Annotated in this window: 8 protein-coding genes and 2 pseudogenes; all 10 read right to left on the bottom strand. The window is 75.0% G+C overall.

The window, feature by feature from the left end:
* Positions 1-10: 10 nt before the first annotated feature.
* The gene (locus SD460_RS22725; RefSeq protein WP_290061938.1) at positions 11-1,420 is read right to left on the bottom strand and encodes a hypothetical protein; all 1,410 of its coding nucleotides are present in this window, start codon (positions 1,418-1,420) and stop codon (positions 11-13) included.
* Positions 1,404-2,519, bottom strand: a complete 1,116-nt coding sequence (locus SD460_RS22720; protein WP_318306706.1) for a 2-oxo acid dehydrogenase subunit E2 — start codon at positions 2,517-2,519, stop codon at positions 1,404-1,406. Before SD460_RS22720 ends, SD460_RS22725 begins: the two co-directional genes overlap by 17 nt.
* On the bottom strand, positions 2,516-3,553 hold the full coding sequence (locus tag SD460_RS22715; protein WP_318306705.1) for an alpha-ketoacid dehydrogenase subunit beta: 1,038 nt from the start codon (positions 3,551-3,553) through the stop codon (positions 2,516-2,518). The genes SD460_RS22720 and SD460_RS22715 overlap by 4 nt, the downstream gene beginning before the upstream one ends.
* Complete coding sequence (locus SD460_RS22710) at positions 3,550-4,473, bottom strand: thiamine pyrophosphate-dependent dehydrogenase E1 component subunit alpha (protein ID WP_318306704.1); 924 nt, start codon at positions 4,471-4,473, stop codon at positions 3,550-3,552. The genes SD460_RS22715 and SD460_RS22710 overlap by 4 nt, the downstream gene beginning before the upstream one ends.
* Positions 4,470-4,679, bottom strand: a pseudogene (locus SD460_RS22705) (acyl carrier protein); the annotation flags it as partial. The gene SD460_RS22710 and the pseudogene SD460_RS22705, both read right to left, overlap by 4 nt.
* Positions 4,680-4,706: 27 nt before the next feature.
* Positions 4,707-4,901 (bottom strand): annotated as a pseudogene (locus SD460_RS22700) (MbtH family protein); the annotation flags it as partial.
* Positions 4,902-4,922: 21 nt separating this feature from the next.
* On the bottom strand, positions 4,923-6,287 hold the full coding sequence (locus SD460_RS22695) for an MFS transporter (RefSeq protein WP_290062157.1): 1,365 nt from the start codon (positions 6,285-6,287) through the stop codon (positions 4,923-4,925).
* Complete coding sequence (locus tag SD460_RS22690; protein ID WP_290062158.1) at positions 6,284-10,594, bottom strand: condensation domain-containing protein; 4,311 nt, start codon at positions 10,592-10,594, stop codon at positions 6,284-6,286. The genes SD460_RS22695 and SD460_RS22690 overlap by 4 nt, the downstream gene beginning before the upstream one ends.
* Complete coding sequence (locus SD460_RS22685) at positions 10,591-11,643, bottom strand: AMP-binding protein (protein WP_290062159.1); 1,053 nt, start codon at positions 11,641-11,643, stop codon at positions 10,591-10,593. The genes SD460_RS22690 and SD460_RS22685 overlap by 4 nt, the downstream gene beginning before the upstream one ends.
* A gap of 80 nt (positions 11,644-11,723) precedes the next feature.
* Positions 11,724-13,595 (bottom strand): AfsR/SARP family transcriptional regulator, encoded by a 1,872-nt coding sequence (locus tag SD460_RS22680; RefSeq protein WP_318306703.1) that lies wholly within the window; start codon positions 13,593-13,595, stop codon positions 11,724-11,726.
* Between the last annotated feature and the right edge of the window lie 85 nt (positions 13,596-13,680).

Below are 13,680 nucleotides of genomic sequence, written 5' to 3'. Positions count from 1 at the left end.
CCGGTTTCCGTTACACGGCACGGACCGCCACGGGACCTCCGGTCTCCTCGACCGAAGCAGCGAACTCCAGCGCCACGTCGTTGCGGCCGGTCGGCGTGAGGACGAGCTCGACCGCGGAACACCCCCGCCGTTCCGCCGAGGCCACGATCTCCTTCAGCACCAACGGTTCCACGCCGCGGCCCATCACCGGGCACGACACCGAGAACACCTCGACCCGGCAGACGCCCGCAGCGAACTCCAGTGCCGCCACCGCGCCGAGGCCGTAGTCGCCGAAGCGGTCGCGGACCGATGCCGTCAGCAGCAAGCGATCCGGCCCGGCCGCGAAGTCCGCCGGGTCGAACTCCGCGGGAACCGGGCCCAGTACGAAGTCCTTGGCCCGCGAGAGCAGTTCCGTCACCTTCGGGAAGTCCGGCTCGCCGAACGTCACCGAAAGGTCCAAGCCGGCCAGGAAATCCGCCAGCGACAACGGGCCCGGCGATTCCGGAAGCGACGCCGGGGGCGCGCCGGGCCGGCGGGGCAGTGGCCGGTCGAAGACGCCCGCCTCCTGCAGTTCCGCCGGCCAGTTTTCCACGGCCGGCCCGAGGAGCACCCCGTCGGGGCGCGTGCTCGCCAAGTCCGGATCCGTGGTCAGCAGCCAGCTCGGACCGGCCTCCTCCAAAGCACCGATCCGCACCCCGGCCGCCGCCAGGCGCCGCAACGGCTCGCGCAGTACCTCCTCGTGCTCCGCGAGATCGGGGCCGAGGACCACGGCTCGGGGGACGCCGCCGAAGTGGGTGCGCAGGAGCCTGGCGATGGCGAGGCCGAGGCGCCAGAACACTTCCTCGGTGTACGGGATCCGGGCGAACGCGTAGAGCGCCGGGTGGTGCGCGCGCAACGCGCCCACCTCGCGCACCGCCGCCTCCGCGTCGGCCACCAGCACCTGGGGACGGCCCGCGAGCCGGTCCCGCAGCCGCTGCCGGGCCGTCGAGACCGCGGCCGCGACGCCGTCCGCGTGGCCCGCGTCGGCCGCGCCGGCCGTGTCCTGCGGGAGCGCCGGGAGCACGAACACCAGGCAGCTCTCCCAGCGGTCGGCGGCCGCCGTCGCGGCGTCGGCGAGACGCAGCAGCTCGGCCTCCTCCTCGCCGTCCGGCAGTTCTTCCCAGCGCGGGGCGACGACGAGCGCGTCGGGGGCGAGCCGGGCCAGTTTGCCCTGGTCTCCGAGGCACTCCGGCAGGATCTGGTTGAACGGCCCGACGACGATCCCGGGGCTCAGGCCCGTGTCCGCGAGCGCCACCCGCAGGTACGGCTCGACCGGGTCGATCGTGTAGGTGGCCAGCAGCCCGACCGTCAGCGCCGCCGGCACCGCGGGCAGGGTGCGGCGGCGGGCCCGCACGGCGGCGGCCGCGGCGGCCAGTGCGTCGCGCTCAGCGGTCGCCGGCATCGGGAATCCCTTCCGGCGCTTCGAGCGCCACCTTGATCGCCTTGAGGAACTCCACCGCGGTGCTGCCGTTGACGAACCGGTGGTCGTAGGCCAGTCCGACGACGGCCACCGAGCGCGGGGCGACCGTGCCGTCGGCGGCGAACACCGCCTCCTGGCGGACGCCGCCCAGCGCCACCGCGCAGGTCTGGCCCGGGAACACGATGGGCTGGGCGAACAGGACGTCGTCGTCGTTGTTCAGCGACAGCAGGATGTTCGCGCCGTCGAGGTCCTCGGCGCGGAAGTCCTCGCGCATCGCCTTGATGCGGAAGTCCATCAGCAGCCCGGCGATCTCCGCGAGCGGCTGCTCGCCCGCGTCCGGCACCACCGGCGCGAACAACCCCTTCCCGACGTCGACGGTGACGCCGACGTGCGCCGCCGCCGGCAGCAGCAGCGTGCCCTCGGCGGTGGGCGTGCCGTAGCAGAGCGGGAACCGCGCGGTCAGCCGGCCGAGGACGGCCACGAGCAGCTCGGGCAGCCCGATCAGCGCGCCCGTCCGCTCGGACAGCTCCCGTGCGGCGGCGAGGGCCGGGTCCACGCCGACGACGACGGCGGTGAACGCGGCCGGGATCTCCCGATGTGACTGGGAAACCGCGGCGGCCACCCCGCGCTGGGCCCGGTTCGGGGTGTGGACCGCACCAGGCGAGGCCAGCAGCCGCTGGACGTCGGCCTCGCGGATCACCCGCAGCCCCAGCCCGGCCAGTGCGGCGGGCGCGACCCCGTGCTGTTCGGCCAGCACCCGCGCGGGTTCGGTGAGCGTGAAGCGCCCCTCGGCGGCCTCGTCCGCCGCGGGGGCGGGCCGGGCAGCCAGGAACTCCCGCACGGCCTCGTCCGAAGCGAAGAGGTGGGCGACGACGTCGCCGGGGCCGCAGTCCGACGGTGCGGCGACCAGCCGGTGCAGGACGCCGTCGTGCTCGCAGTACAGCTCTTCGGTCGCTTTCGACGTCTCGACGACGGCGACCGGGTCGCCTTCCTTCAACGGCTGCCCGTCCTCGGCCAGCCACTCGACGAGCACGTAGGCGGTGTCGTTGGTGTTGAGCTTCGGCACCTCGATGTCGTTCACACCGGGCTCCTTTCCGCACGCAGGTCGGCGAGCACGGCGTCCCGGATCGTGCCGGCCTGGACCAGGACCTCGCGTTCCAGGTGGACGGCCGCCGGGATGACGCTGTCGGCCGAGTGGACGAGCCGCACCGGGCGGCGCAGGCGGCCCCAGAGCCGTTCGTGCAGGACGTGCGCGACCTCCGCGCCCCAGGTCCCGCCCGCCGTGCTCTCTTCGACGACGCAGACGTACGACGCGCGCCGCGCCGCGCTCACCAGCGCCTCGGCTTCCACCGGGTACAGCCGCGACGGGACCACGAGCCGGCAGCTGATTTCGTGGTGCAGCAGCAGTTCCCGCATGGCCGCGACGGCCCGGTCCGCCACGCCGCCCGGGGCGACGAGCAGGCAGTCCACGTCTCCGCCGTCGTCGACGTACACGTGCGCCGGACCGACGTCTTCCGCGCCGAGGAAGCCGTAGTCGAACAGGTCGTCCAGCCGGCCACCGGTGGCTTGCCGGCGCGTGTAGAGCACTTTGTCCTCGACGAACACGCACGGTTCGCCGAGGTCGAGCATGCGGGCCAGCACCGCCCGGTTGTCGTGGAACGGCGACAGCTCGAACAGCGACAGCCCGGGAATCCCGATGAAGTGCTTGAGCAGGGACTGGCTGTGCGTCGGGCCGTACCCGCGGCCACCGCCCGACGGCAGGCGCACCACCAGGCGCATCGGGTGCGGGCGCCCGTACATGGACACGGACTTGCTGGCGAAGTTGAGCACCTGGTCGAACGCGAGGCCGGCGAAGTCGCCGAACATGATCTCGACGATCGCCGCGTCGCCGGCCAACGCGAGCCCCGATGCGACGCCGGCGATGCCGTTTTCGCTGATCGGCGTGGCGATCACCCGCCCGGGGTCGGCGTCCGACAGCCCGCGGGTCACCTTGAACGCCCCGCCGTACGGGTCGGCGATGTCCTCGCCGAGGACGTAGAGCCGGGGATCGGCCCGCAGCCGCTCGTGCAGCGCGTGGTTGAGGTTCTCGACCACCCGCTCGGGTCGCGCGGTCACGCCCGGCTCCAGACCGCCGGTGGCCGCGCGGCCACCTCGGCCACCAGCGCGGCGATCCGCGCCGCCGCGGCCGCGTCGGCCGCCGCGAACTCCGCCCCCGAGCCCCGCGCGTGCCAGTCGGCCGCGCGCACCCGGCTCAGTTCCGCGGCCGGGCGGGTGTCGTCGCCCTTGCTGTGCGGCCCGAGCCGGTTCGTCACGAACTCGAGGACGAGCGGGACGCCTTCCCGCACCCGTTCGACCAGCGGTCCCGCCACCGCGCGGATCTCGGCCGGGTCGGTGTTTTCGACGCGCAGGTGAGCGCAGCCGAACGCGGCCGCGCGGCCCCCGATGGTGCCCGCCAGCTCCGCGGTGGTCGGCGTCGACTGCGCGATGCCGTTGTTCTCGACGACGACGAGCAGCGGCAGCCGCCACAGCGCCGCCATGTTGAGCGCCTCGTAGACCGCGCCCTCGCCCCACGTGCCGTCGCCGATGTAGGCGAGCGCGAGTGCGCCGGGCTCCTCCCGCTTGAGGTGCAGCGCGACGCCGGTGGCGACCGGCAGGCTCTCCCCCTGCACCCCGGTGGACAGGTAGCGGTCGCGGAAGACGTGCTGGCTGCCGCCGACGCCGTGGCAGACGCCGCCCGCGCGGCCCATGATCTCCGCGAGCAGGCCGGCTGGGTCGCCGAACCGGGCGATGTAGTGGCCGTGACCGCGGTGGTTGCTGAACACGTAGTCGCGCGCGGTCAGCAACGGGGCCAGCGCGACCGGCACGTACTCCTGCCCGAGGCAGGTGTGCGTGGTGCCGTGCAGCTCGCCCCGCGCGAACAGGTCGAGCAGGGCGAGTTCGAAGTGGCGGATCAGCAGCATCGTCGCGAGGTCGGCGGCCGCGGGTGGCGAATCCGGCGCCTTCTCGATCGTCGGCGTCGCCAGGTGGTCGGTCACTCGCCCGCTCCCTTCGCCCGCAGCGTCTCCCGGATGGCCGCCACGGAGGTCAGGCCCCGGATGTCGGCGGCGGACAGCTTGATGCCGAAGGTGTGCTCCAGGCTCGTGACGAGCTGGATGTGCTTGAGGCTCGTCCACCCGGCGGCGCGGCCCGGACCGGCGTCGTCGCCGAGCTCCCCCGGGTCGGTCTCCAGCACTTCGGCGATGAGCCGGACGAGCGGGGAGGCTTCGGGCTCGCGGGTGGACCGGGGCCGCATGTCCGTCCACACCTCCTCGATCCAGGCGAGGCACTCCTCCTTGCCCGCCGTCTTCCCGGCGTCGTGCCAGCCCGCCGGGTTTTCCTTTCCGGCGGGCCAGATCGAGAACTGTTCCTCGTCGTTGACGACCACCCGGTAGGCCGGGCCGGCCGGGGCTGCGGTGTCGGTCATGGCTTTCTCCTTGGCGTGGGCTCAGCGGGCGGGTGCGGCACCGGGCGCCGCGGGGGCGGGCTCGACCTCGCCACCCCCGTCCGGCAGCAGGGATTCCGCGTTCCGGATGGCGGGGGTGAGGAAGCCGACGAGGGCCACCACGGCCGCCCCGGCGCCGGACACGATGAACAGGACGGCGATCCCGGAACCGGGTCCGGTGCCGGTGACCGGGCCGAAGACCGAAGCGAGCCAGCCGCCCGAGCGCATGGCAGGCTCGAGGAGGTCGTCGGCGAGCAGCCCGGCCGCGAGGTAGGCGAGCGGGCTCGCGATGTTCTCGACCATCTGGACCACGGCGAAGATGCGGCCCTGCAGCCGCGGCGGGGTCTTCTCCTGCCAGATGGTCTGGTTGTAGCCGTCGATGAACGGCAGCGCGCCCCAGCCGAAGAACAGCGCGACCGACCAGACCCAGATGCCCTCGAAACCGAAGAGGATCCGCCCGAGCACGCCGAGGACGAGGATCGCGACGAGCATCCGGCCGATCTTCTTGTCGGTCGGTTTGAGCATGGCCAGCAGGACGCCCGCCCCGGTGCCGCCGATCGCCCCGACGACCTGGACGATGCCGACCGCGTTGGCCGAGTCGCCGGTGCGGGCGAGGATCAGCGGCGGGAACAGCACCCAGCCCAGCGCGGAGAGGAAGCTGATCGCGATCATGATGGACAGCAGCCCGACCAGCGGCGGCCGGCGCGCGATGTAGGTGAAGCCCACGGCGAAGTCCCGCCGGAACCGGGTCAGCGCGGTCCCGTCCGCCGGCGTCACCGGCTCGCGGACGGGGTCGGGCGGCAGCGTGATGGCGTACACCGCGACGATCGCCACCACCGCCGAAACGACGTCGACGGCGAGGACGGCGGCGAGGCCGAACGCCGACACCAGCGGCGCCGCGATCGCGGGCGCGGCCACGTACGGCGCGGCCCGCAGCAGGCCCATCATCGCGTTGGCCCGGGTGTAGCCGCCCTTCTCGATCATCAGCGTGATCGCGGCGCCGTAGGCGGGTACCTGGAAGGCGAGGAACGCGCCGGTCAGGAAGTTCACCAGGTACAGCTGCCAGAGCTGGGGATCGCCGAACACGTAGACGCCGAGCAGCGCCAGGGTCACCGCGGCCGAGCCGACGTCCGCCGCGATGATGGTGGTGCGGCGGCTCCACCGGTCGATCAGCACCCCCGCGATGGGTGAGAAGGCGACGGTCGCGCCGAAGGCGACGAACGTCAGCAGGGTCACGCTCAACGCCGAGTGCGTCTCCTGGAAGACGCTGATGCCGATGGCGAAGTTCGTCATCCGGGTGCCGACCGTCGAGAGCATCTGCCCGGACCACATCACGGTGAATCCGGCGAAACCCGAAGCGCGTTTCATGGGCGAGTCACGTCCTTTTCGCGGGGTAGGGCGGCCAGCTCGGCGATCGTGGGGTGGGCCGAGAACTGCCTGGGGGTGACGGCGATCCCCGCCTCGCCGGCCTGGTGGGCGGCCTGGATGGCGAGCAGGGAGTCCCCGCCGATGGCGAAGAAGTCGCTGTGGACCCCGATCCGGGCCGGGTCCAGGTCCAGCAGGGCGGCCCAGATCCGCGCCAGCGCCCGTTCCCGGTCGTCGCGCGGCGCTTCGGCGACCGGCCCCTCGGGCAGCGGGAACGCCTGCCCCAGCCGCTCGACGGCGAGCTCCGCCGCCGGGACCGGGCCGGTGCACACCTCGGTTGCGGGCAGCGCGGCGAGCTCGACGTACAGCCGGGCGTCCAGGCGAGCGGCCAGGCGGGGGGCCAAGCCTTCGGACGCCCGGGTGAGCAGGACCAGCGGACGGCTCGTCCGCGTCCGGTGCGCCCGGGCCGCCGCCACGACGTCGGTCACCGCCTCGTCCAGGCGGCGGACGAGCGTGCCGGGCCGGACGGGGACCGGCGTGCCGATCAGGTCCTCCCAGCGCAGCACCACCACCGTGAGGCCGGCGGCGGCACCGGGGTCGAGCAGGGCGCCGAACACCCGGGAAGTGACGACGAGGCGCGGCTGGACGGCGAAGCGGGTCAGCAGCTGCTCGGCTTCGCGGCGGACCGGTCCGGCCGGGCCCGTCGTCGCGATCGTCAGGTCCGGTGCGGCGGCGCGGGTTCCGGCGCGGACGGGTTCGGCCGGCGGCGGCCCGGGGACGGCGTCGTCGGGCCGTTCGGCCATCCGCCGCACGACCGACTCGAACCGGGTCACCAGGTCGGCCACGACGTCGTCGCCGAGCCGGCCGGTGTCGTACTCGGCGGTGGCGCCCAGCTCGCCGTTTTCCCAGTGCAGGTGCAGGAACAGCTCGTACTGCGTGGCCGCGGGCGGCGTGTCGAGCGTCCGCACCGACACCTCCGGCAGATCGAGCCCGGCCGACCGCTCGCCGACGACGTTGAGCGCGTGCTGGAAGACCGGGTGGTGCGCCCGCTCGCGCGGCGGCCGGAGCACCTCGACGATCCGGCTGAACGGCACCCCGCGGTGCCGCTGCGCGGTCAGCACCGCCTCGTGCACGCGGTGCAGGAGCGCCCGCGATGTCGCGGCGCCGGCCAGGTTCAGGCGCAGCGGCATCAGGTGGGCGAAGCGGCCCACCACGCCCTGCAGCTCGGGGCGGTCGCGGCCCGCGGACGGCACGCCGAGCACGACGTCCCCCGTCCCCGCTTCCTCGCCCAGCACCAGCGCGTAGGCGGTGAGCAGCACGACGAACGCGCTGACGCCGGCCACCCGGGCCAGTTCCGCGACGCGGGGGCCGAGGCCGTCGCCGAGCGGCCGGTGCCGCACCCCGGCTTCCCCGGTCGATCGCGGGCGGGCACGGGCCAGCACGAGTCTCGGCGGCGCGTCCCGCAGGCATTCGGCCCAGTACGCCGCGTCGGCTCCGGCGGCCGGGCCGGCCAGGTGAAGCCGTTCCCACGCCGCGTAATCCGCCATCTGGACGGGCAGCGGCGGCCGCGGCTCCCCCAGGCTCAGCCGGACCCGGTAGGCGGCGGCGAGGTCGGTGAGCAGGACGTGCCAGGACTCGTTGTCGCAGACGGCCTGGTGCAGGCCGATCAGCAGGTGGTGCCGTCCTGGCCCGTCCCGCAGCAGCCGGACCCGCAGCAGCGGCCCGGTTTCCAGGTCGTACGGGTGCGTCGCGAACTCGCGGACCGCCGTCTCCACGGACCCGGTGGCGGGCCACCAGCAGTCGAGTCCTTTGTGGACGATCAGGACCGGACGGCCCCGCTCGGTCCCGATCGTCGTCCGGAGGGATTCGTGGCGCCGCACGACGTCGCCGACCGCCGCGCGCAGCGCCGCCTCGTCGAGCGGCCCGGTCAGGGTGGCCGCGAAGGTGACCGCTCCCGAGTGGACACCGAGCCGGTCGAGCGCCCACAGGCGTTTCTGGGTGGCGGCCGGTTCGATGGGCTCGTCCCGGGACGCGGGGAGGATCACGGCGGCTTCCGGCGCGGGCTCGTCCGCCCCGTCGATCGTGGTGGCCAGCGCCGCGATCACCGGGTCGGCGTAGAACTCGTGGAACGGCACGCTCACCCCGAATTCGCGGTGCACCAGCGAAAGCATCCGGGTGACCAGCAGGGAGTGCCCGCCCATCGCGAAGAAACTCGTCCGCACCCCGGTCTCGCCGGTGCCGAGCTGCTCGGCCCAGAGCACCGCCAGCCGCTTCTCCGTCTCGGTCCGCGGAGCCACGTATTCGTCCGGATCCGCTGCGGGTCCCGCGACGGGCCGGGCCGCCGCGGCGATCCGCGCGGCGGTCGCCAGGTGGGTGGCGGCGTACGCCGCGCGTTCCGGACCGGGCGGCGGGGTCCCCCAGGCGGCGTGCAGGCGGTCGACGGCCAGCGTGCCGAGCGCGGCGAAGAACTCCTCGGTGTAGGGAACCTGCCCGAGCGCGTCGGCGGCCGGGTCGGCGATCTCGGTGACGCCGAGGACGGCGGCGTACTCCGCGGGCCAGGTCACCTCGACCCCCGGCACGCCGGCCAGGCCCCGCGCCAGCCGTTCGTCGGCGGCCGGGAAGTCGGTGCCGGGTTCCGGCGGGCAGACCACCAGCAGCAGCGGTACGGCCGTCCGGGCGCGGAACGCCGTCACGCCCGCGAGGAGCTCGTCGACGACGCCGTCGAGGAAGTCCGCCGAAGCGGCTTTGCGGCGGGTCCAGTCGCTCCAGCGCAGCAGGACGACCTGCCCGTCGCCGCCGTCCCCGGCGAGCAGCTGCTGGAGCACCTGGCCGTAGGGCGCGAACCGGGCGTCGGCGGGGACCCGCCGGAAGCCGGCCCAGAACCGCATCGCGTCGCCCATCGGCTCGGCCGTGAAGGACGCGGCGACCTCGACCCGGCGGCGCACCGGCAGCAGCCCGGCGATCGGGTGTCCGGGCGCGGCGGCCAGCCCGGTCAGCACGGCGACCAGGCCGTCGGTGACGTACCGGGCGGTCTCGGCCAGGTAGAGGTCGGTGCGGTAGCCGAGGACGCCGGTCAGCCCCGCCGTCCCGCGGCGCACCGTGAGGAACAGGTCGAACTCGGTCGTGCCGGTTTCGACGCGCTCGGGAGCGAAGGTGACGCCGGCCGCTTCCTTCGCCTCCACGGTGATTTCGCTGACGCTCAGCATGATCTGGAACAGCGGGTTGTACGCCGATCGCCGGGCGGGCGCGAGTTCGCGCACCAGCTCGGAGAACGGGACGTCCTGGTGCGCCACCGCGGCCGCGGCCGACCGCTGGACGCGCCGCAGCAGCTCCTCGCCCGAGGGGCCGCCGGACAGGTCGACCCGCGTCACGACGGTGTCGGCGATGCTGCCGATGAGCGGCTCGAGCTCAGTGCGCCGCCGGCGCGCGACCGGCGTGCCGAACAGCACGTCGTCCTGGCCCGTCGCGTGCTGGAGCAGGACCGCGAAGGCCGCCGTGACCACGGTGTTGAGGGTGACTCCGGCCCGCCGGGCCAGCGCGGTCAGCCGGTCGGTCACGCCGGCGGCGACGGTGAACTCCGCGTGGGCGCCCTGCCTGCTCTGCAGCGGCGGGCGGGGCCGGTCCGGCGGAACGGTCGACAGCGCCGGGGCGCCGGCCAGCCGGTCGCGCCAGTACGCGACCTGCTCCGCGAGCCGTCCGGCGGCTTCCCGCTCGGCCACGGCGTACTCGGCGAAGGAGAGGCGGAGCTCGGGCAGCTCGGCGTCCCCGCCGTAGTGCGCGATCAGCTCGTCCAGGAAGACCTGCGTCGACCAGCCGTCGATGACGATGTGGTGGACGCAGATCAGGAGCAGGTGGTCGGCCGGGGTCGTCTCGAACAGCGTCACGGCCACCGGTGGCTCGGCGGTCAGGTCGAAGTCCGGCCGGATCCGCTCGGCGAGCTCGGCCGGCTCCGCGGTGACCACGGGCGGCCGGAACTCGTCGAGGACGACCTGGCGGGGGCCGCCGGGGGTCTCGCGGAACACCGTGCGCAGCGCCGATTGCCGGGCGACGACGGCGGCGATCGCGGCTTCCAGCCGGGCGCGGTCCAGCGGGCCGGTCAGGCGGATCGCCAGGGTGACCGGCGCCGACCGGCCGGGCGAGAGGCGGTCGGCCAGCCACAGCCGCTCCTGCGCCGGGGAGAGGGGAAACGAGGTGCCGTCGCCGGGTTGCGCCGGGGTGGCCGCCCGCACCGGGGCGGCGGCTCGCTGAGCCAGTCTCGCGCGCACCAGTTTCCGCTGCTGCGGCGTCAGGTCGCCCAGGTTCTTGGTCATCGCTCTCGTCCGCTCTTCGCGTGGGGCCGGGCGTGGTCGTCGGTGCGGCCGACGACTTCGAGGCGGCCGTCGGGCAGGACTCGGGCCAGATCGCCCGTGCGGTAGAGCCGGGCACCCGGCTCCCGGGCGAACGGGTGGGGGCCGAACAGCTCGGCCGTCAGGGCGGGGCGGCCCAGGTAACCGCGGCAGATCGTCGGGCCGCCCAGGTACAGCTCGCCCACCGCACCACACGCGACCGGCCAGAGGTCGGCGTCGAGGACGTACGCCTCGACCGACGGCAGCGGGCGGCCCGCCGCGACCACGATCGACGTCGATTCCGGTGCACCGCAAGCCGGTGGCGGCCGGTCGAGCAGCCGCAGCAGGTCGGCGCCCGGCGGCGGCAGCACCACCGCGCCGCCGCTGGTCAGCGGGCCGAAGATCTCGCCGACGACCGCGTCGGACGCGATCCCGGCGAACTGGGGGGTCCGGGTGCCGGGCCCGGAGCGGACGCGGCTGCCGAGCGCGGCGAGGAACGCGGTCACGCACCGGTGCTCGACCATGACCCCCGCCCGGCCGGCCGAACCCGCGGCGTACACGACGCACGCCAGGTCTTCCGGGCGGGCGCGCGCGGCCGGGAGACCGTCGCCGGGCGGGGCGGGGACCGGCTCGTCCACCAGGACCACGGGTCCGGCGTCGCCGGGCAGCCGTCGGGCGAGGTCGGTCCGGGTGACCACCAGCGCGGCACCGGCGTCGCGGAGCACCACGCCCAGCCGCCAGGGCGGCTGCGCCGGCTCCAGCCCGATGTAGGCGGCCCCGGACTTCAGCACGGCGAGCAGGGCCACGACCAGCTCGGGCGAGCGGTCGAGCAGCACCCCGACGTACCCGCCCCGCCGGGCACCGCGCGCCCGCAGCCGCGCCGCGAGGCGGCAGGCCGCCTCGTCGAGCTCGGCGTAGGTGCGCGCGGTGCGCCCGTGGCAGACCGCGACCGCCTCCGGAGCCGCCGCCCGGCGGCGTTCGAAGAGGCCGTGGATGGTGTCCCAGCCGAGCGGGTGGTCGTGGGCACTGATCATGGCTGGCTGGTTCACCTTCCTGCGGCGCGGCCGTGGCTCCCACCTTCGCCGAGTGCTCTGACGCGCCGCTGACGGCGCCCTCACGCGCCGTCGCCGGTGCAGACCGCCTGCAGCTGCCTGACCTCCCCCGGCTCCGGGGCCAGCTCGGCCGCGACCAGCCGCACCAGCGTGGACATCCGGTACCGCCCGTCGCGCGGCGCGTCCAGCAGGTGGACGTCGGCGAGGGTGTTGAGGGCGCCGAGGACCCGGGTCACCGCGAGCCCGCTGAGCGCGGCGAGCTCGTGCGGGGTCACGCCGTCGTGCGGCCGGCCGCCGAGCAGCCGGAACATCCGCCGCGCGTCCGCCGACGACAGCCGGTCGTAGCCGGCCCGGATCCGGGCCCGCAGGGTCAGCCCGCCGAAGGCGAGCTCGTCGAGGCGCCGCCGCTCGTCGAGGAACTGGCCGGCCAGCGCCCGCAGCGGGAGGTCCGGCCGGGCCGCCAGGCGCGCGGCCACGATGCGGATCGCGAGCGGCAGGTTCTCGCAGAGGCGCACGACGGTCCGGGCGGCCCCGGGCTCGGCGTCCACCCGGCGCGACCCGGCCGTGCGGCGCAGCAGTTCGAGCGCTTCCTCGTCGTCCGGGACGGCGAGGGTGCGGTGCACCGACCCGTCGATCACGGTGAGCGCGCGCTTCCCGGTCACCAGCGCGGCCGAGGTGCCCGCGCCGGGCAGCAGCGGGTCGACGTCGCCGAGGCAGTTCGCGCCGTCCACGACGACGAGCACGCGCCGGGTCGCGAGCGCCGAGCGGAACACCGCGGCCAGCTCCTCCTCGCGGGCGGGCAGCGCGGTGACGCCCAGCATCGGGAGCCAGCGCCGGAGGACCTCCGCCGGCGCGGGGGTGCTCCCGGCGTCCGCGTGCAGGTTGGCGTAGAGCTGGCCGTCGGGGAAGCGCGGGGCGAGCCGGTGCGCCGCGTGCACGGCGAGCGTGCTCTTGCCGACGCCCGCCGGGCCGCTGAGCATCCCGACCCGGCCGGCCCCGTCCCCGTCGAACCAGCCGCAGACCGCGGCCAGCTCGGCCCGGCGGCCGACGAACGTCGAGGGGTCGCGGGGCAGTTCGGCCGCCGGCCGGGCCGGTACCCCGCCGGTGACCCGCTGCCGCGGCACCGCCGCCGGCCAGAAGCCGCCCGCCCGCCCGGACAGGATGTCCCGGTGCAGCTGACGCAGCTGCGGCCCCGGCTCGATGCCGAGGTCGTCGCGCAGCCGGGCCCGGGCCCGGCCGTAGGTCGCGAGCGCGTCGGCCTGGCAGCCGGTACCGAGGAGCGCGACCATCAGCAGCGCCCACAGCCGCTCGCGGTAGGGGTGCGCCCCCACGAGGGTTTCCAGCCGGGGCACCAGTTCCCCCTGCCGGCCCAGCGCGAGCGCGGCCTCCGCGGCGTCTTCCGCGACGGCGATGCGCAGGTCCTCCAGGCGCTGGGCGTCCCCCTGCAACGCGGTGGCCGACACGTCGGCGAACGCGGGCCCCCGCCACAGGTCCAGCGCGGCCTGCAGCGCGGCGTACCCCTCGTCGAGGCGCCCGGCTTTGACCGCCGCGCGGCCCCGCGCCGACGACTGCTCGAAGCGGTGCAGGTCGAGCGCACCGTCGGGCAGCAGCATCCGGTAGCCGCCCGGCTCGGTCACCAGCGCGGTGTCCGAGTCGAAGTTCAGGGCCTGCCGGAGCCGGTAGACGTAGGCCTGCAACGTGTTCTTGGCCTTGCTGGGCGGCGCGTCACCCCACAGCTGGTCCTCCAGCTCGTGCACGGGCACGGTCTGCCCGGCCCGCAGCAGCAGGACCGCCAGCACGGTCCGCTGCTTGTCGGCGGCGATCTCGACCACCCCGGCGCCGTCCCGCACCTGGAGGCAGCCGAGGATCCGGAATTCCATCATGCGCCCGGTACCGGCGGTGAGCCGGCGGACGAGCGGACACGACGACGGCACGAACGATCCATGGATTCCCCCAGCGGTCTCCGGTCTCAGCCGGATCCATCATCACGGCGGGGGCTGAACGCCTCGCTGAACAACA

The organism is Amycolatopsis solani, assembly GCF_033441515.1.
Classification (GTDB): domain Bacteria; phylum Actinomycetota; class Actinomycetes; order Mycobacteriales; family Pseudonocardiaceae; genus Amycolatopsis; species Amycolatopsis solani.
This window is presented reverse-complemented; position numbering and strand designations above follow the sequence as displayed.

Excerpts from the sequence above, each read along its gene's own strand:
- SD460_RS22725 (WP_290061938.1), bottom strand. The coding sequence starts at position 1,420 with ATGCCGGCGACCGCTGAGCGCGACGCACTGGCCGCCGCGGCCGCCGCC.
- SD460_RS22695 (WP_290062157.1), bottom strand. The coding sequence starts at position 6,287 with ATGAAACGCGCTTCGGGTTTCGCCGGATTCACCGTGATGTGGTCCGGG.
- SD460_RS22690 (WP_290062158.1), bottom strand. The coding sequence starts at position 10,594 with ATGACCAAGAACCTGGGCGACCTGACGCCGCAGCAGCGGAAACTGGTG.
- SD460_RS22685 (WP_290062159.1), bottom strand. The coding sequence starts at position 11,643 with ATGATCAGTGCCCACGACCACCCGCTCGGCTGGGACACCATCCACGGC.